At 37.2% G+C, this 19,346-nt stretch carries 20 protein-coding genes; 10 read left to right on the top strand and 10 right to left on the bottom strand.

Going from position 1 to position 19,346, the window contains the following annotated elements; translation table 11 throughout:
- Positions 1–100 precede the first annotated feature (100 nt).
- The 10 genes from B9N66_RS06085 (at position 101) to B9N66_RS06040 (ending at position 8,498) form a co-directional block, all read left to right on the top strand.
- Positions 101–772 (top strand): response regulator transcription factor, encoded by a 672-nt coding sequence (locus tag B9N66_RS06085; RefSeq protein WP_021091583.1) that lies wholly within the window; start codon positions 101–103, stop codon positions 770–772.
- Entirely contained in the window at positions 769–2,025 is a 1,257-nt protein-coding gene (locus tag B9N66_RS06080) for an ArsS family sensor histidine kinase (protein ID WP_087580335.1), read from the top strand. Before B9N66_RS06085 ends, B9N66_RS06080 begins: the two co-directional genes overlap by 4 nt.
- Entirely contained in the window at positions 2,022–2,594 is a 573-nt protein-coding gene (recR, locus tag B9N66_RS06075) for a recombination mediator RecR (protein WP_084041236.1), read from the top strand. The genes B9N66_RS06080 and recR overlap by 4 nt, the downstream gene beginning before the upstream one ends.
- An 85-nt stretch (positions 2,595–2,679) precedes the next feature.
- Complete coding sequence (trpD, locus tag B9N66_RS06070) at positions 2,680–4,284, top strand: anthranilate phosphoribosyltransferase (protein ID WP_087580334.1); 1,605 nt, start codon at positions 2,680–2,682, stop codon at positions 4,282–4,284.
- On the top strand, positions 4,284–4,895 hold the full coding sequence (locus tag B9N66_RS06065; RefSeq protein ID WP_087580333.1) for a phosphoribosylanthranilate isomerase: 612 nt from the start codon (positions 4,284–4,286) through the stop codon (positions 4,893–4,895). Before trpD ends, B9N66_RS06065 begins: the two co-directional genes overlap by 1 nt.
- Positions 4,888–6,069 carry a tryptophan synthase subunit beta gene (gene trpB, locus B9N66_RS06060; protein ID WP_087580332.1) on the top strand — a complete coding sequence of 394 codons (1,182 nt, stop codon included), beginning with the start codon at positions 4,888–4,890 and terminating at the stop codon, positions 6,067–6,069. The genes B9N66_RS06065 and trpB overlap by 8 nt, the downstream gene beginning before the upstream one ends.
- The gene (gene trpA / locus B9N66_RS06055; RefSeq protein ID WP_087580331.1) at positions 6,062–6,811 is read left to right on the top strand and encodes a tryptophan synthase subunit alpha; all 750 of its coding nucleotides are present in this window, start codon (positions 6,062–6,064) and stop codon (positions 6,809–6,811) included. The genes trpB and trpA overlap by 8 nt, the downstream gene beginning before the upstream one ends.
- A 78-nt stretch (positions 6,812–6,889) precedes the next feature.
- Positions 6,890–7,309 (top strand): chemotaxis protein CheX, encoded by a 420-nt coding sequence (locus B9N66_RS06050; RefSeq protein WP_087580330.1) that lies wholly within the window; start codon positions 6,890–6,892, stop codon positions 7,307–7,309.
- Positions 7,306–7,623, top strand: a complete 318-nt coding sequence (fliN, locus tag B9N66_RS06045) for a flagellar motor switch protein FliN (protein ID WP_021091807.1) — start codon at positions 7,306–7,308, stop codon at positions 7,621–7,623. Before B9N66_RS06050 ends, fliN begins: the two co-directional genes overlap by 4 nt.
- Entirely contained in the window at positions 7,620–8,498 is an 879-nt protein-coding gene (locus tag B9N66_RS06040; protein ID WP_087580329.1) for an excinuclease ABC subunit A, read from the top strand. Before fliN ends, B9N66_RS06040 begins: the two co-directional genes overlap by 4 nt.
- Positions 8,499–8,557: 59 nt before the next feature.
- On the opposite strand, the gene B9N66_RS06035 is transcribed toward B9N66_RS06040, so the two are convergent.
- From B9N66_RS06035 to plsX, 10 genes are all read right to left on the bottom strand, one after another.
- Positions 8,558–10,006, bottom strand: coding sequence for a Ppx/GppA phosphatase family protein (locus B9N66_RS06035; RefSeq protein WP_087580328.1), 1,449 nt, complete (start codon positions 10,004–10,006; stop codon positions 8,558–8,560).
- A gap of 2 nt (positions 10,007–10,008) precedes the next feature.
- Positions 10,009–11,226 (bottom strand): sensor histidine kinase, encoded by a 1,218-nt coding sequence (locus B9N66_RS06030; RefSeq protein ID WP_180382074.1) that lies wholly within the window; start codon positions 11,224–11,226, stop codon positions 10,009–10,011.
- Between the two features lie 38 nt (positions 11,227–11,264).
- Positions 11,265–11,936: a homeostatic response regulator transcription factor HsrA gene (gene hsrA / locus B9N66_RS06025; RefSeq protein WP_021091657.1), complete on the bottom strand. Its 672-nt coding sequence runs from the start codon at positions 11,934–11,936 to the stop codon at positions 11,265–11,267.
- A 76-nt stretch (positions 11,937–12,012) separates the two neighbouring features.
- A complete protein-coding gene (locus B9N66_RS06020) occupies positions 12,013–12,339 on the bottom strand; it encodes a dihydroneopterin aldolase (protein ID WP_087580327.1) in 327 nt (108 codons plus the stop codon).
- Positions 12,336–12,947, bottom strand: a complete 612-nt coding sequence (gene plsY, locus B9N66_RS06015; protein ID WP_087580326.1) for a glycerol-3-phosphate 1-O-acyltransferase PlsY — start codon at positions 12,945–12,947, stop codon at positions 12,336–12,338. Before plsY ends, B9N66_RS06020 begins: the two co-directional genes overlap by 4 nt.
- 58 nt (positions 12,948–13,005) lie before the next feature.
- Positions 13,006–15,294: an ATP-binding protein gene (locus tag B9N66_RS06010; RefSeq protein WP_087580325.1), complete on the bottom strand. Its 2,289-nt coding sequence runs from the start codon at positions 15,292–15,294 to the stop codon at positions 13,006–13,008.
- 8 nt (positions 15,295–15,302) lie between these two features.
- On the bottom strand, positions 15,303–16,385 hold the full coding sequence (locus B9N66_RS06005; protein ID WP_087580324.1) for a PilZ domain-containing protein: 1,083 nt from the start codon (positions 16,383–16,385) through the stop codon (positions 15,303–15,305).
- A gap of 122 nt (positions 16,386–16,507) precedes the next feature.
- Positions 16,508–17,107 carry a peroxiredoxin gene (locus B9N66_RS06000; protein WP_021091673.1) on the bottom strand — a complete coding sequence of 200 codons (600 nt, stop codon included), beginning with the start codon at positions 17,105–17,107 and terminating at the stop codon, positions 16,508–16,510.
- 238 nt (positions 17,108–17,345) lie between these two features.
- Entirely contained in the window at positions 17,346–18,350 is a 1,005-nt protein-coding gene (locus B9N66_RS05995; protein WP_087580323.1) for a beta-ketoacyl-ACP synthase III, read from the bottom strand.
- A gap of 3 nt (positions 18,351–18,353) precedes the next feature.
- Positions 18,354–19,343: a phosphate acyltransferase PlsX gene (gene plsX, locus B9N66_RS05990; protein WP_087580322.1), complete on the bottom strand. Its 990-nt coding sequence runs from the start codon at positions 19,341–19,343 to the stop codon at positions 18,354–18,356.
- Between the last annotated feature and the right edge of the window lie 3 nt (positions 19,344–19,346).

Here is a 19,346-nt window from a genome sequence, read left to right as displayed (position 1 = left end):
TATTTTAAATATGGGATTTTACCCAAAAAAGTTTAAATTTAAAAAAGAATTTACATTTTTGCCGTATAATCTCTACTATTTTTAATAAAAAGGATAATTCATGGTTAATGTTTTAATGATAGAAGACGATCCAGAATTTGCGCAAATTTTATCTGAATATCTTGATAGTTTTAATATAAAAGTTACGAATTTTGAAGATCCATATTTAGGACTTAGTGCCGGGATAAAAAACTATGATTTGTTAATACTTGATCTTACTTTGCCGGGCATTGATGGGCTTGAGGTTTGTAAAGAAATTCGCCAAAAATACGACATTCCTATCATCATAAGTTCAGCTAGAAGCGATATTAGCGACAAGGTTGTTGGACTTCAGCTTGGTGCTGATGATTATTTGCCAAAACCATACGATCCAAAAGAGATGTATGCTCGTATCACAAGTCTTATAAGAAGATACAAAAAGACAAATGAAGTACAAGAAGAGGTCGTTGATAGCGCATTTAGGATCGATGATAAACGCCACGAAATTTACTTTAACAATGAGCCGTTAGCGCTTACTCCAGCTGAGTATGAAATTTTAACTTATCTCATTAAGCAACACAGCTTTTCAGTATCACGTGAGCAGCTAGTTTATAACTGTAAAAGCCTAAAAGATAAAGACTCAAAGAGCTTAGATGTTATTATCGGACGCCTTAGATCAAAAATCGGTGATAGCTCAAAAGCCCCAAAACATATATTTTCAGTAAGAGGCATAGGATATAAGCTTATCGGATGAAATATTCCATAACTACGAAGATAACTATTATCTTTGCCATAGCTTTCTCGCTGATGTGCTTGCTCTTTGTAACTTTTGCAAACATTCAGCAAGAAAGCGCTTTAGAAAAACTAAAGGATAGACAAATAAGTGCGATGAACTATCTTGTCGCACTCTATGAACGTGGAAATCCCCCAAGAGATTTAGAACATTATTTTAAAAATTTTTACTTAGAGTATGTTGGAAATAAAAATTTAGCCACTTCAATAGCTACAAATGGAACTGTTGTTTTTACGCAGCACACACCTCTTGGAGTGGTGCAATCAGTTAATTACAAAGGCGATTTGTATTTGCTTATTAAAAACCCATCTTTTCAGCTACTTCTTGAAAGTAATGACGCAAGACACGTAAATGATCCGCTTTGGGTCGCGTTTTTGATAGTTTCAGCCCTTCTAATTTCACTTTATGTTTCTGTTCTTAGAAGTCTTTCACCACTTAGAAGGCTTAGTAAAGATATCAGAAAATTTGCCAGTGGAAATATGGAAATGGCGATGACGGCTAGGCTAAATGAAAATGAGCAAGATGAGATCGGACAAGTCGCTGTTGAGTTTGATAATGCCGTTTGCAAGATAAGAGAGCTCATCCGCTCAAGGCAGCTATTTTTGCGTGCGATCATGCATGAGCTAAAGACTCCGATTGGCAAAGGTAGGATCGTCTCTGAAATGGTTGCAAATGAGACCCAAAAGATGAGGCTCATAAACGTTTTTGAGCGACTTGAGATGCTGATAAATGAATTTAGCAAGGTCGAGCAGCTCCTTTCTAAAAGCTACGCGCTAAACTATCAAGAGTGCCATTTCTCGCTCATTTTAGAGCAGGTGCAGGATATGCTCATGCTTGATAAATTTGAAGAGCGAGTGAGCTGCGACATCAGAGATGACGTCATATTAAGAGTGGATTTTCAGCTTTTTAGTTTGGCGATTAAAAATTTGATAGACAATGCCCTAAAATACGCAGAGGACAAAAAGGCCATCTTGATCTGCGATAGCGAATTTATAGCGGTTAAAAATTTAGGCAAAAAGCTAAATCATCCGATTGACTACTACAAACAAGCCTTTGTTAGAGGCGATAAGGTGAGTGCAGGAAGTGGTATGGGGCTTGGACTTTATATCATCGAGCAAATTTGTCAGATGCAAAAATTTGAACTAGTTTATGACTACGAAGACGGCTATCACGTCTTTAAAATTTTACTTCGTGCAAAGGCAAAACGCGCATGAAAAGGGGCTTAGAGAAATTTAACGAACTAACTGAGTCTTTTGCCAAGCTGCCAGGTGTCGGTAAAAAATCAGCCGCAAGGTTTGCCTATTTTGTCTGCATGCAAGATAGCTTTGCAGGGCTAAGGCTCGCTCAAAATATCGAAGATGCGGTGAGGTTTATCAAACGTTGTGAGCGTTGCGGTGGGCTAAGTGAAAATGAAATTTGTGACATTTGCAGCGACGAGAGCAGGGACAGTGAGGTCATTTTGCTGGTTGAGAGCCCAAAAGATATCTTGGTTTTTGAGCAAAATGGCATTTATAACGGCCTTTACTTCGTGCTTGACGAGATCGATGATGACGCCATAGAGAGGCTGCGAAGTGCTATCACGCAAAATGGCTCAAAAGAGGTTGTTTTTGCCTTTACGCCGGGGTTAAATTCAGACGCGCTCATGCTTTACGTCGAGGACAAGCTAGGGATGAGTGAAATTTCATTTAGCAAGATCGCCCAGGGCGTGCCAACTGGTGTAAATTTAGAAAACGTCGACATGCTTTCACTTTTAAAAGCCTACGAAAGCCGTACAAAAGCCTAATTAAACTTTCTTTTAGTTATAATTTTGCCTAAAATTATAGAAATTTAGCCAAGGCTCAACAGCTGCTAAATTTAAAGGATATAGGTTGATTTTACTCATAGATAATTACGATAGTTTTGTTTTTAATGTCGAGCAATATGTTAAAGAGCTTACCGATGAAGAGGTTAAATGTGTTAGAAATGACAAGATCACGCTTGATGAGATCAAAAAACTAAACCCAAGCAAGATAATCTTAAGTCCAGGACCAAAGCATCCGAAAGATAGTGGAGTTTGCTTAGAAATTTTGCAGGCAGACCTTGGTGTGCCAGTACTTGGAATTTGCCTCGGACACCAAGCTATAGGACTTAGTTTTGGTGCAAAGATAAAAAGACTAGATGACCCACTTCATGGAAAAACATCTTTTATTGATGTAAAAAATAAAGAGCCACTTTTTTATGGGTTGCCTGAGCGCTTTGAGGTTATGCGCTACCACTCACTTTATGTTGATGAGCTCCCAGCTAGCTTGAGTGCTGATGCGGTGAGCGATGATGGCGTAGTTATGGCACTTAGCGTAAAAGATAAGCCGATATTTGGTATCCAGTTTCACCCTGAGAGCTACTTTACGCAATACGGTAAAAAGATAGTTGAAAATTTTGTAAATTACAAAGCAAAAGATGAGGTTAAAGAGCCAAAAATTCGCTCACTTAAGCCATATCTTATCAAGCTTCAAGAGAGCATACCGCTTGATGATAGTGACTTTGAGCAAATTTGTGAGATAATAGCCAGTAAAGAGTACGAGATCGTGCAGCTTTCGGCACTTTTGGTGCTTATAAGCGAAAAGAGCCTCTACCCAAAAAGTCTTGCTGCGCTCGCGAAAAATATCCTAAAATACTCGCAAACTTACCGTGATGACACGCCTATGATCGATCTTTGCGGCACTGGAGGCGACGGCTTTAAGACGATAAATATCTCAACAACTGTGGCATTTATCCTTGCAAGCCTTGGCGTAAAGGTCGCAAAACACGGCAATAAAGCAGTTTCAAGCAAGTCAGGTAGCTCTGATGTGCTTGAAATTTTAGGCGTAAAAAGTGAAAAATCACTGGCAAAACAGTGTGAAAATTTAGCTAGTAAAAATTTAGCCTTTTTTCATGCGCCATTTTTCCACCCGCTAGTTGGTGAGGTGAGAGAGGTGCGCCAAAGACTTGGCATAAGAACCGTATTTAACGTGCTTGGACCGCTATTAAATCCAAATTTAAACCTTACAAACCAGCTAGTTGGCGTCTATCATAAGCCTGTTCTAAAACTCTATGCCCAGACGCTTAAAATCCTTGGCAGAAAGCACGCTCTAGTCGTTCGCGGAGATGACGGACTAGACGAGATCACTCTTTGCAGTGAAACAAGCGTTGTTGAGCTAAAAAATGGCGAAATTTTTGAGTACAGCATCACGCCAGAGCAGTTTGGCTTTAAAAGAGCGCTTCACAGCGACATCGAGGGCGGCACGTCAGAGGAAAACGCCAAAACCTTGATCCGCACGCTAAAGGGCGAGGAGCAGGGGGCGAAATTTGACATCGTGGTCTTTAACGCGATGTTTGCGCTTTATGCAGCAGACGGCGCAACGAGCCTAGACGAAGCCAAAAATATGGTGCTTGAAGTGATAAAAAGTGGCAGGGCGTATAAATTTTATGAAGAGTTTATAAAGGCGCAAGCGTAATGGCGCTAGTTAAAATTTGTGGTATCAAAACACTAGATGAAGCAAGTGCGGTTTGCGAGCTTGGAGTCCATTATATAGGGCTAATATTTGCCAAAAGCAAAAGAAGAGTCGAGTTAAATTTAGCTAGGCAGATAGCTAAATTTGCTCACGCCAAAGGCAAAAAAGTAGTTGGCGTTTTTGCTGATCAAAGTGAGTGCGAGATAATGGAAATTTGTCAGTTTGCGGAACTTGATGTCGCTCAGGTGCACGGAGGGGTGAGCGAAAATTTACATGCAAATTTAAAAGATATGGGACAAGAAATTTGGCAGGTTTTTAGCGTGAAAGATAGCTTGCCAGAGGTTGATTTTAAGCATTTTGACATGGCGCTTTTTGACTGCAAGGGCGAAAATTTAGGCGGAAACGGCACTAGCTTTGAGTGGGAAATTTTAAAAGAGGTCAAATTTAAATTTGGCATGGCTGGGGGCATAGGCGAGCACAACATAAAAGAGGCGCTCAAATTTAAGCCATATCTAGTCGATATCAACTCAAAAGTCGAGGACGAAAACGGCATAAAAGACGCGCAAAAGATAGAGAGAATTTTAAAGATCATAGGTGAGGTAGAAGATGAATAGTAAAGCATATTTTGGAAAATTTGGCGGGCAGTTCGTGCCTGAAACGGTGATGTTTGCCCTTGATGAGCTGGAAAGCGCCTATGCTAGCATCGCAAAGACTAAGGAATTTAAAGACGAGCTTGATGATCTGCTTAAAAATTATGTGGGTAGGCCTAGTCCGCTTTTTTTTGCAAAGCGCCTGAGCGAGCACTACAGACATGAAATTTACCTAAAAAGAGAGGATCTAAACCACACAGGTGCGCACAAGATAAATAACGCTCTTGCTCAAGCGCTACTTGCTAAAAAAATGGGCAAAAAGAAAATTTTAGCTGAGACTGGAGCTGGTCAGCACGGCGTGGCGACAGCGACTGCTGCGGCACTTTTGGGCTTGGAGTGCGACGTGTATATGGGGGCTACGGATGTTGCTAGACAGCAGCTAAATGCCTTTCGTATGCAGCTTCTTGGAGCAAAAGTGGTGAGCGTAGAAGACGGCTTAAAAACGCTAAAAGAGGCGACTACGGCGGCCATACAAGCGTGGGTAAACGAGATAGAGAGTGCATTTTACGTCATCGGCTCAGCCGTTGGCCCGCACCCATATCCAAAGATCGTGCGTGATTTTCAAAGCATCATCGGCACAGAGGCCAAAGCTCAGCTTGCAGAGTATGGCAAAAAGGCCGACTACGTCATCGCCTGCGTTGGAGGCGGCAGTAATGCTATTGGAATTTTTAGCGCATTTTTAGACGATGAGAGTGTAAATTTAGTAGGTATCGAGGCTGGCGGCCTTGGCATAGAGACGCCTTATCACGCAGCTACGCTTAGCAAAGGCAAAACCGGCATCATCCACGGCATGAAAACTACGGTCTTGCAAGACGAGTATGGCATGATCTCGCCAGTTTACAGCATCTCAGCAGGCTTAGACTACCCAGGCATCGGTCCAGAGCACGCCCACTTAAACGACATCAAAAGGGTAAAATACGAAGCTGTAACTGACGATGAATGCATAAACGCTCTTTATTTCTTAAGCAAGATGGAGGGCATCATCCCAGCCATCGAAAGCGCACACGCACTGGCGTATCTAGAAAAGCTTTGCCCAAAACTTGATAAAAAAAGCGTCATCGTCGTAAACGTCTCAGGCAGGGGCGATAAGGACATAAATACGGTTATCGGCTACGAAAAAGGAAAAATTTATGGATAAGATAAGAAGCGCATTTAGCGGCAAAAAAGCAAACATCGGCTACATCGTGGCTGGATATCCAAGCCTAGAAAAAACGAAGGAATTTTTAGAAAATTTAGATGAGAGTACGCTTGATCTAGTAGAGATCGGCATCCCTTACTCTGATCCTCTGGCTGACGGTAAACTCATCGCGCAAGCTAGCTTTGAGACGGTGCAAAATGGCGTAAATACGGACGTCGTCTTTGACATGCTTGAGAGTTGTAAGACAAAAGTGACAAAGCCACTTGTTTTTCTGGTCTATTTTAATATCATCTTTGCTTACGGCGTTGATAAATTTCTAAAAAGATCGGTTGAGGCAGGAGTAAGCGGCTTTATCGTGCCCGATCTGCCTTGTGAGGAGTGTGAGGAATTTGCTCTAAAGTGCAAGGAGCTAAATCTAAGCCTGATACCACTTATCAGTGTCACCTCTGGGGGTAGGGCGGATGGAATTTTAAAATTTGGCTCAGGTTTTATTTACGCTCTTGGTGCGATCGGCGTTAGCGGTTCAAAAAGGGCTGATGAAGATAGGATAAAAAATTTGGTCCTAGAGCTTAAGAAAAAGAGCGATTTGCCAGTGGCTGTGGGCTTTGGTATAAAAAACAAAGATGATGTTAATGAGGTAAAAAAATATGCTGATGGAGCAATCATAGGTACGCAAATAGTTAAGCTTTGTGCCGAATTTAGCGGTGAAAAGCTAGTAAAAGAGATAGATAAACTCTTTTAAAATGCTTAATAAATTTATAGCTAATTTAGTAAAGCCAAAGTATAATTGAAAATGCATTTCAAGTCTTAAGGAAGAGATATGAGAAAAGTTATAGATGAAGCTACAAGCTATCTTTGTAAGGATACTTTAGGGCTAGATTTAGAGTTTGGTAAGAGTCTAGGCAAAGGATTTTACGGAGCTAGCATACCAGTCTATAAGGGCAAAAGTGAGTATCATTTTTACCTATTTTTTAAAAAAGATACTTTGAAAATTTTCATGAATGCCTTTTTTGGTCACGAAGATGTTGATGGTGGTGATCTAGACGATCTTTGTAAAGAGATAGCAAATCAGATCATTGGCAAAGCTAAAAATTTGCTAAACGAAAAAGAGCCAAATACTTATAAACTTGGGACACCTGAATTTTTAGGTGAAGTTGAAAATTTCGGCATAAAGCTAAAAGAGAAATTTGTATATAAAATAAAAAATAGAACATTTCAAATAGGCTACGACATACAATGAACGACGAGAGTGCGATAGAGACGCTAGAGCAGCTAGGGCTTTTTAAGAGCTATGATGAGCTTATGGATATAAGCGTTGATTTTATAGCTGAGCTAGGAACTACCACGGTTAGCATAAATGAGCTTTTGAAATTTGAAGCTGGTTCGGTCATAGACCTTGAAAAGCCAGCTGGTGAGAGTGTGGAGCTATATATAAATAATAGAATTTTTGGAAAAGGCGAAGTAATGGTTTATGAGAAAAATTTAGCCATCAGGATAAATGAAATTTTGGACTCAAAGTCAGTTATTCAGTACTTCAAAAAAGAACTTTTATGAAATTTATACTATTTTTCTTACTTTTTGTAACTCAAATTTTAGCTTCAAACCTATTAACTTACAATATCTATGAACGTGCTGATAGAGTCGATATTATGCTTAGCTTTGATGCACCTTATGAAGGAAATATCTTTCAAAAGCGCGAAAAGGACACAACGTCTTTGATATTAAATTCGCTAAATTACGATCAAAGTGCTAGCAAAGATATAAACTCAAAGATTATTCAAGAGCTTGAGATAGAGCCAAAGCAAAACTCACTTGTCTTAAATTTACGCTCAAATGATGCTATTATCGTAAATGCTTCAAAGACGACTGATAGTTTTGGACTCCGCATTCGTGTAACTCTAAAAAATGCAAAACCTCAAATACAAAATATGCCTCAAGCTAGTGCAAAAATAGAGACCCCTAGTACTCCAAAGGCAGATGAAGAGCCTATGCTGAATATAGACTCAAGATATTTTATAGTCTTAAGTGTGCTTATTGCGCTTCTTGTATTTTTATATGTATTTAAAAGATATATTACTTCAAAGAGTAATGATTTTGGCGGATTTAAAACACCTAGAAATCAGTCTCAAAATGATACAAAATCAATGAACTGGCTACTTAAAAATCAAAATAGTGGCGTAAATATCATCTATGAAAAATATCTTGATCGTACTAATAAACTAATGTTATTAAGCTATGAAAATAGGCGTTATTTGGTGATAGTTGGTAGCTCAAATGTAATGCTTGATAGCTTTGGTGAAGACAAGATACAAAATGAGCAGGATTTTGCTATATTTTTCGAAGAGAACAAGAAAAAACTAAGCTCATTTTTAGAAGAACGAAAAAATAGTTTAAGTAACTATAAAGATAAAATGAGCGGAGAATTTTAGTAGTTTTAGCTAAAATTCTCATCCAATTTAAATTTATGCGTTAAAGTTAGTTTCAAAATTTATACAAACGAAATAGCAAAAATTTCAGGCTTTGTGATCTTTTTTATCTCTTCTTTTGCCATAGCAAATTCTTTTGCACCTTCTATTTTCAGCGTATGCCCACTAAATTCGAAGTTTAGATTTGGCCTTTCACAGGTTAGATCAAGTGCCTTTGCTAGTGAGAGTATAAAACTTAGCCATCTTATACACTCGGCTTTTGGAAGTAAATTTTTATATCGCTCAAATTCATAGATGTTTTTCTTTCCGTTTGTGCCAATTACTACTGCAATCAATGCTTTTTGTTCATGCGAAAAGCCATAATTTAAGGCATTTAGGACTATATAGGCTGAGTTTTTATGATCGCCATAAAAGCCAATCTCTTGACCGACATTGTGAAGTTTTGTAGCAACTAAAAGCACTTCAAGATAGTTATCGCTTAAACCGTGAAGCTTTTTTAATACCATAAATATATCTTTTGCATATCTTGTGACCGATTTATTACATGATAATATAAAACGATCTTGCAAACTTTTGATACTTGGATTAAAATTTTGCGGAAATTTAATGCTAGGGCGTAAAAAATCTTTTAAGAACACTCCCTCTCTTACGCCAACCCCACTTGTTATAATATTTTTGGCATTTAGAGCTTCGGCAAGGGCTAAAAAGATATGTGCGCCTTCTCTAATGGTGTCGTATCTATCTTTTTTAATAGGAAATTTATTTAGCTCAAGCACGCTAACATTTGCAATGCTCTCGATGTAGGCTTGCTCGTCGCTAAGCTTATAGCAAAAGCCATGCAGTGATGAGAGTGGATATAAATTTTTGCTCATTATAGCAGATGATATCGCTCTAAGAGAGCCACCAATAGCGATTATATTTTGGCATTTAAATCGCTCATCTATCTGTTTTGTAACTTGTTCTAAAAATTTTGGCAACTTATTTAAGTTTTTCTTATCAAAAAAAAGCTCTTTTAACCTAACTGTACCAATGTCAAGTGAGAGCGTATCTATTATTTTGCCTTTGCTTATTCTGGCAAGCTCAGTTGATCCGCCACCGATATCAATAGTGACGCATTCAGCGATGTTATGGAGTAAATTCTTGGCCGCGATTGCACCAAAAGTAGCCTCTTCTTTGCCGTCTATGACTTTTAAATTTATGCCAAGTTTTTTTCTTAAAAGAGAAATCAAAACATTTGCGTTTGGAGCGTCCCTAAGCGCTGAAGTACCAACACATAAGACTTTATTGCATTTGTAGCTTTTTATGATATTTGAAAATTCTCTAAAAGCCTTTAGCGCTTTTTCCATTGAGCTTTCGGATATTTCATTGTTTGAGCCATATCCGCCTTCACCTAGACGCACTTTTGTTTTATATTCAGCTAGTATAAAAAATGCTAAGCGTGACGTTCTCTCAAATATTGCCATTCGCATGGAATTTGAGCCAAGGTCGATTACTGCGGTTCTCTTTGCCATTTTTATCCTTTTATATTTAAAACTAGGCTTGCGACTGCACCGCTTCTATCGTTTCTATTTTTAATGTCTACTTCGCCACCAAGAGCCTGTGCTGCACCTTTAGCTAGAAACAACCCAAGCCCAGCACCACCTTTGTCGCCATATCTTTTAAATGGAGCAAATAAATCTTTACTCTCATCTATGCCTATTCCTTCATCTATTACTTCGATGATAAATTTATTTTTTATAAGCTTAGAGCTAATCGTAATGGTGCTATTTTTTGGTGAAAATTTAATGGCATTTTGAACAAAATTTTGCACAATGTGAGTTAGCAAGCTAGTTTGTATTTTTAGATTTAAAATTTCTGGTTTTAGGTCCAGTTTTATATTTTTTTCATCATTTTTCGCAAGTATCTCATAGTTTTTCACAAGTTTTTTTAAAAATCCTATGACATCGGTATTTACTGGCTCTTCAAACTGGGCTCCCTCTTGGCGACCGATCTCAAGCACAGAACTTATCATCGCGTTCATGCCGTTTATAGCTTCATTGTTTGATTTTAGTGCCTCGATATATTTTTCGCTCTCGCGTGGCTTTAAAAGCGTAACTTCATTTTTTGTTTTCATTACAGCCAGCGGTGTTTTTAGCTCATGTGCCACGCCTACAAAAAGTTCTTTTTGGTATAAGACAAATGTTTGGATGCGAGAGATTAGCCTATTTATACTCTGCCCAAGTGGTAAAAACTCATCTGGTAGACTTTTTATATCGATTTCATGAAGAAATTTTTCGTCTAAATTTGTAAGTTTGTGACTCAAAATTTTTATAGGTATTAAAAGCATTCTTGATAAAAATAGTGCATAAAAAAGCACCAAAAGTATCGCTGACACATTTACGATTATAATATCTATAAAAATTTCTTCTACTATATGAGCTTGAAGAGTAGTATCTTTTTCTAGGCTTAAATAACTACTTTCATCGAGTTTTGTTATTAAAATAGTTTTACTTTGATCCTTTAATTTTTGCGTTATGATATATGTTTCTTTATCTTGTGGCTCGTCTGTTTTTATCGTTGCTAGAGTTTTGTTTGGATTTTCTATCGTAAATGTTTTTGAATTTAAAGGATTGAAATTCTGAGGATTTTTTTTATAAGCTTCGGCTTGATAGTTTAGCTCATTAACTACACTTTGAAAAACGGTAACCCTTATATAGTGATAAAGCATTACCGAAATAACTACAATTAGCATCATAGCACCAGATGCTAATTGTAGTATAAATCTATTCCTTAGGCTTTTTTGGGAAAACAAAATCTATATCCGCGTCTTCTAACAGTTTCAATTGTTGAAATATTTAGTGGTTTATCCATTTTTTGGCGGATTTGGTTGATAGCGACTTCAATAACGTTTGGAGTTACAAGCTCTGGCTCTTCCCAGATAGCATCAAGCAGTTGCTCTTTAGATACGATCTGATCTGAGTGTCTTGCAAGATGAGTTAAGACTTCAAAAGGTTTGCCCTTAAGCTCAATATCACGACCCAAATATGTGATCTTCTCCTCATCTGGATTTATGATGAGCTCATCGATTTTTATAATATTTGTGCCGCCAAAGCGTAGTCTAGCTTCAAGTCTAGCTACTAGGATATCAAAATCAAATGGTTTTTTGATATAGTCATCAGCACCAGCTCTAAGTGCTTTTATTTCGCTTTCTTTGTCATCTTTTGCAGAAAGAACTACAACTGAAGTGCGTGGAGATTTATGTTTGATGATGTTTATAAGATCTATGCCATCGCCATCTTGGAGCATCCAATCAGTCAAAACTAGATCGTAATTTCTGATACCTATATAGTATTCAGCATCTTTAAAATTTTCAGAGCTATCAGTTTGATAGCCAAACTCCTGCAAGCCCTCAGCAATCGTCTTATTTAGCGTCACTTCATCTTCAACTATTAAAATACGCATTTTGCTTCCTTAAACTAAAATTTATGGGCGATTGTATCATAAATTAAGCAATATTTCAAGATAGTTTAATAAATTTTTAAAAAATAGTATTTATTTTTGCTCCAACAACTACGTTTGGTAAAATTTCAGTTTTTAAAATTTCCATTTTAAGGCTAGTTAGTGAGCTAAATTTCTCTTTTAATGCTTTGCTGGTTTCTTCAAGAGACTCTTCAACGCTTTGGAACTGTCTTTCATTGTAAAAATTTTTAACAAAGCCAATAATTAAAACATAATCAATAAAGCCAGTTGAGCAAATTTCTAGATTTATTTGCACCTCTTGCTTAGCGACTCGCTCAAAATCAAGCATTCCGATGATCGTTTCAAATTTATAATCTTTAATGATCGTCGTCATCTCGCTTTTCATACGACTTTTTTCTCCTTGCCAGATATTAAACGAACGATATTTGGTATGTGTTTATAAACCACCAAAAATGCGATGATTAGTATTGGAGCGTGTGTGTAAATTTCATCTAACTCTGGGTGGATTATAAAGCTTGATGCTATGAGAGCTATCAACGCACAAAGTGAAGCAAGAGAGCTAATTTTTAAAAATTTACCGATCAAAAACCAAACGACAAGAGCGATTATGATCTCAACTGGTAAGAAAAATGCGATCACTCCAGCTCCAGTTGCCACACCTTTGCCGCCTTGAAAGCCCAAAAATATAGAAAAACAATGTCCAGCCACGCTTAAAACCGCCATCGTCCAAAGTACACTTTGGCTAGCTCCCAAATGTGAAGCGACAACAAGTGGCAAAACGCCTTTTAAAACATCACAAATTATCGTTAAAATGGCTAGTTTTTTGGCTAATTTTGGATCTTTTTGTTTTAAAACTCTTAAAACATTTGTTGCACCGATGCTCTTGCTACCTTCGTTTTTTATATCAACATGCCCAAAAATTTTTGCAAGAATGAGACCAGATGGAATGCTTCCAAGTAAATAACTAATGGCATAAAGTATTAAATTTTGCATATTTTACCTTTTAAATTTAACAGAAATGATAGTAAAAAAATACTAATTTTTTTATAAATCATCTCCACAAAAGCACGACTTTTTCGTCGTAGATGTCGCTTTTCTTTGGCGAAATTTGCGTTTCGTTTATAGTGATGTTTTTAACATCATTTGCCTCTTTTAGCGCATCGCACTCTTGCGCAAATTTCTCTTCAAGCTCGCTTATGGCTAAATTTATATCATTTACGCTTTGCTCGCTAAGCTTGACGTCACTTCGCTCTTTTAAAACCTTGTTTGCGCTTCTTGCACTCGATGCGATTTTGCCAGCATTTTGGCGAGATAAGAGCTTGTTGCCAAATAGCGCTCCAAATATGCTTGCGCCTATATTTATAGCAGCGTCAAGTCCGCTTGTGGTCATCTCTTTTTGCTCTTTATCAAGCTTTGCAAGAGCTTTATTTAGCTTGTCTTGCAAGCTTTTTTGCTCTTTTTCAAATTTAGCCGTGAGTTTTGCAGTTTGCTCCTCTAAAATTTCATTGCACTTATCCTGAAGCCTTATGAAAAACTCCTCTTTTGACTCGTTTTCTTTTGAGTAAATTCCCATCGCTTCAAAGGTGTTAAATTTGAAATTTCTATACAAAAACTCTTTAAAATCTTTCTCTAAAGCATCAAAATTTTTAGCGCTCGTTATGAAATTTGGCACAGCTGCAAAGCTTGCACTGCTTGGCTCATTTTCGATTGCATCAACGTGCATGCCTTCGCTAGCCTCATCCCAGTTTGGCTCATTGTCATTTTCGTTTAGTTCATAAAGATAGCTTACTTCATAAACGCTATCGATGCCTTTTTTGGTGTCATAAATTCTCACCTTCGCACTTGCAAATAAATTTGGCGTGAGGCTTTTTGAGTTAGCATAAAGTTGCGTAATCTCATTTGAGATTATGGGCTTTATGCTAAATTTCATCTCGCTTTTATCCACGCTTTGAGTGCTTAAATTTTCTTTTTTATCTTTCATCAAATTTGAAATTTGCTCGCGGCTGAGCGGTCCTTTTAGATAGCTAAGCGCCCAGCGCGTGGAGATGACGTTTAAGCCGTCCTCGTTTATATTTTTGAGTAAGAAATTTCTTTTTGCCAAATTTGATATGAGATTTTCAAGCGAAGCTTTATCTAAGCTTGAGCCTGCGATGCCGCTTAGTCCGTCGATCACGCGGGCTTTGTCCTGCGCTGTTTGGAGGCGGCCGATGAACCAAGTACCGATGTTGCTAAGACCTTTGTAGTCAAGATCTACTGGGTTTTGCGTGCTTAAGACGCAGCCAAGACCAAATGCACGAGCTTGCTTTAAAAGTGTGAGCATAGGTGTTTTTGATGGTGGGTTTGCGTTTGGTGGGAAAAATCCAAAAATTTCATCCATATAAAGGATCGCTCTAAGTGAGCTTGTGCCCTCGGTGCCGCGCATCCATGCGATGATTTCGTTTAGTAAAAGGGTAACAAAAAACATCCTCTCAGCGTCATTTAGGTGCGAGATCGTGAAGATATTACACTTTGCCTTGCCGTTTTCGTCAAATAGCATCTTTGAAATTTCTAGTCTAACGCCTTGAGTCCAGCCTTTAAAACTTGGGCTTGCGATGAGCGCATTTATCTTCATGGCAAGCCTTAGGCGCTCACTGCTTGGATAGAAGGTATCGACATCAAAAACGCCTATCTTTTTAAAAGGCGGATTTGCGATGAAATTTATAAGCTCTTCGATGCTGATATCTTTTTGCTCTTTAAATTTAGTATCAAATATGGTTGAGATGAGCAGCTGTTCTTTTGAGTTCATGTCCTCAGAATTTATACCAATAAGAGATAATACCGAGGCTGCAAGCGAATTTATATAGTTGCTAAAAATTTCTTCATCAGTGATATTTGGGCAGGCAAAGTCACTAAGTAGCGCTACGCCTATGCCAGCTGAGCTTTTTGGTGTGTAGATGTTAAAGCTAGCGCTCTCTTTTAAAATTTTTACTCGCTCAAGATCTTGAAAGCTCGACTCTATGCCGTTTCTCCATAGCTCGGCTTGAGCAGTGGCAAATTCCTCTACACTTTGACCTTTGTTGGCCGCTTCTGCTTCATCTATGTATGGTAAAAAATCCTCCGGCCTCATCTGCGGAAAAGTGAGGGCTAAATTTGTGATATCGCCTTTTGGATCGATGATGATAGAAGGTATATTGTCTATGCAGGATTCTTCTAAAAGCGTGATACCAAGGCCTGTTTTACCGCTACCTGTCATACCTATGATAGCTGCGTGGGTGGTTAGATCCTTATTTTTATAAAAAAATGGCTCTTTATCTTTTAATCCGATATAAAAAAGTTTTAAATTTTCTTGTATTGTTTTCACTAACTGCCTTATTCGTATAAATTTATACGTGAGCGAAGCTCGTCAAGCGTCTCTTTTATGCGCTTTTGCGTAAAATCTTTTATCGTTTCATCATCATCAATGAGTTTCATGCAGTATCTGATGTAGCCTTTATATGCTAGCTCTGTAACAAGTCTTAGCTTTAAAGTCACGTTTTTTACTTTATCTGGTGCGATTAAGATTTCAAAGGTCGCTTCTAGCTCTTCTCCATCTTGAAAATTTGTAGTTTGCGGGCTTAATACGCTTATGCCGCCTTCAGAAACATCATAAAGGCTACCTTCGATCTTGTCTTGCTTGCCTTTGATAATAGCTTTGGTAAAACGATTTGGCAAGATACGTTGGAATTTTCTTTTATATGCGTACATCGTCGTATTTCGTAAGAAGTTTGAAAGAGTGACGCCTTTATTAACTATATTGTAATTAACAATATCAGCACATAATGGCTTTGAGAAAAAGCTATTTGGCAAAATAAAACCTTTGCCGTCTTGCTTCATGGCTAAAATTTGCATCATATCCACGCGAAAAACGACACTATCTTCTTTAACTTCTAAAATTTCAGCCTCATATTTTATATTTAATCCATCATATAAATTTAAAAGCTCTGGCCTTACCTTGGCTTTTTTCATGCGAGTGAATGTATTGATCGGATCTTCATAAAAAAATGTTCCGGTCTCAATCATATCTTTTACACTTATTTCTTGCTGGTCTTTGGCACCACATAAAATTTCTTTGATTCTTGAAACGGCATTTACGAAATAGCCTACGAAGGTGCTATTGTCGCAAGAGTGACTAAAATTTAAAGTCAAATTTAAAAGTAGGAAATTGATTAATTCATCTCTTGCATTTGATTTTGGTATTAGATTATTTAAATCATCTTGTAGCTGCGTAGCATTTGGCTTTTGAATAAGCAGTATATCAAAGATGTTTTCAAGACAAATTTTTACCTGATCGTACGGCACGATAAATGTTAGCTGTCTACAAAATTTGATACCGTCATCGATAAATTTATCTCTTAATTTAAGTATGCTATCTTCGCAATTTATTACAAGCTCTTGCCTGCCTTTAAAATCCATGTAGTCTCCGGAATGTTATTGATTAAAGCCAAGGCTATGATATAAAAAGTTATATTAAAAAAGTATTTAAATTTATTTGGAGGAGAAATTTCTAGGTAAAGACACCTAGAAATTTCTATTGATTATAGTTTGCCTTCGTTGTGTGAAAGGTAGTCAGCAACACCTTCAGTGCTTGGTTTCATGCCAGCATCACCTTTGTTCCAGCCAGCTGGACAAACTTCGCCGTGCTCATTTGTAAATAGCATAGTATCTACCATTCTTATCATCTCATCGATGTTTCTGCCAAGTGGAAGATCGTTGATAACTGCATGGCGAACAGTGCCATCTTTGTCTAGTAAGAATGAGCCACGAAGTGCCACACCAGCATCTTCTAGAAGTACGTCAAATCCGCGAGCGATTGATTTTGTCATATCAGCTACGATAGGGAAGCGAACTTTGCCAATACCGCCTTTATTTACCGGAGTCTCTTTCCATGCAAAATGTGAGAATTGATTGTCGCATGAAACTGCGATAACTTCGATACCACGTGACTTGAACTCGTCATATCTTTTGTCAAATGCGATAATTTCGCTTGGGCAAACAAAAGTAAAATCCATTGGATAGAAAAATACAACCGCGCCTTTCTCGCCAATATTTTTATAAAGATTAAAATCATTTACAATTTGATTGTTTCCTAAAACTGCTGCAGCTGTAAAATCAGGTGCTTTTTTTGTTACTAACATTTGTTCTCCTTAATAATAAATTTTATTGATTGCGAAATTATATCTATTCAAAATTAAATTTAGTTTAAACATATTTTAGAAATTTTTATTTAGTAAATTTAGTGTTATTGGAAAAATAGAAAATGGATTTTGTTAAAAGTTGTAAAAATTTGAATTTTTAAAAATTTATTGATAAGAGTATTTGAAAGAAGTCAGTAAAAGCGTTGCTAAAAATTTAGAAAATGGATTATTGTGATTGTCATAAATCACTAAAATTTTTTCCGCCAAATTTTAGAATCGCTGATCCCCATGTAAAGCCGCCACCAAATGCGTCAAGAAGCAAAACTGAACCATTTTTGATGCGGCCGTCTTCATAGGCATCATTTATAGCCATTGGAATTGAAGCGGAGCTTGTATTGCCATATTTGGCAACAGTCAAGACACATTGCTCATCTTTAAAATTTAATCTATTTTTTACTGCATCTATTATTCTTATATTTGCTTGATGAGGTATAAAAAAATCAATATCTTCGCTTTGCATTTTATTTGCATGTAAAATTTCTATTACGCTTTTGCTAAGTGTTTGAACTGCTATTTTAAAAACTTCATTTCCACTCATATGGATAAAATTTAGCCTATTTTTTAGTGTTTCCTCACTGGCTGGAAATACACTCCCGCATCCTGGAGTTATTAAAAGTTCAGCTTGCTTGCCGTCACTTGCTGTATGAATATCAATGATCTCATTATCATTACTACTACTAATTATAGCTGCACCTGCTCCATCACCAAATAGTATACAAGTGCTTCTATCTGTATAGTCAACAATAGAGCTTAATTTTTCGGCCCCAATGATTAAGACATTCTTTTTGGCACCGCTAATAATGAGAGAATTTGCAAGCTCTAAAAGATAAATAAAACCGGTACAAGCCGCACTTATATCAAATGCTGTAACTCCATAATTTAGACCCAAATTTGCAGCTATTTTGCAAGCAGTAGATGGCATGCAAAGATGATCCGGAGATATCGTAGCACAGATAATTGCATCGATTTGAGATTTATCAAGTCCTGAGCGTTTTATGGCTAATTCACCAGCTTTTGTACCAAGGTCACTTGTTGTTTCGTTAGTTGCAATATGCCTTTGTTCGATACCTGTTCGCTTTACTATCCATTCATCACTCGTTTCAACCATCTTTTCAAAGTCAAAATTTGTTAGAATTTTTTCTGGAATGTAAGAAGCGATAGAAATCAGTGAAGCTTTTGGCATATTTTACCTTGCAAAGTGCGAAAGTTCTTCTTCGATAACTTTATTTATATTTGAATTAGCAAATTTTATTGCTTGAAAAATTGCATTTTTTATAGCTTTTGAATTACTTTTGCCGTGACTTATGATAACACAACCATTTACACCAAGAAGTGGTGCACCGCCATATTCATCATAGCTAACCTGCTTTTTAAGTGTCTTAAAAACTTTTCTCATGAGTACAGAGCCAGCTATAGCAAGAGGCGATTTTTTAATTTGTTTTTTGATAATTTTACCTATAGCATCTGCAACGCCTTCGCTAGTTTTTAAAAGAATATTTCCTATAAAACCATCACAAACCATTACATCAATACTACCATCAAAAATTTGATTACCTTCTGCATTACCAACAAAGCTATCAAGCCTAGAAACTAATTTAAATGCTTCTTTGCTAACTTCATTGCCTTTGCTCTCTTCTTCGCCATTTGACAAGAGAGCAACTTTTGGCTCTTTTCTACCTAAAATTTCTTTTGCATAGGCTTCACCCATTATGGCAAATTGAAACAAATGCTCGCTTCTACAATCAACATTTGCACCAACATCTAAAACCAAAGTCGCAGATTCTTTTGAATTTGGCATAAGTGTTGCAATTGCTGGACGAGAAATATTTTTTAGTCTACCAATTCTTAGGGTAGCTAAACTCATAGTTGCACCACTATGACCGGCAGAAACTACAGCATCAACTTCCTTATTTTTTAAGAGTTCAATTGCTTTGTAGATCGTACTATCTTTTCTTTTAAGCGCATCAGTTGCACCATCTGCCATTGAGATAACTTCGCTAGCTTCTAAAAATTCGATATTTTTTAAATAAGATTGTGGAATGAGTGGTTTGATGACATTGCTATCGCCGACTAATACAGCTTTAAATTCTGTCTCTTTTAGTGCATCAATAACACCAGATATTATAGGATCTGCACCAAAATCACCACCCATAGCATCGATAGCAATGCGAATCATATT

The organism is Campylobacter concisus, from assembly GCF_002165775.1.
GTDB classification, from domain to species: domain Bacteria; phylum Campylobacterota; class Campylobacteria; order Campylobacterales; family Campylobacteraceae; genus Campylobacter_A; species Campylobacter_A concisus_E.
Note: the sequence above shows the minus strand (reverse complement) of the source record. Positions and strands in the feature narration are given on the sequence as shown.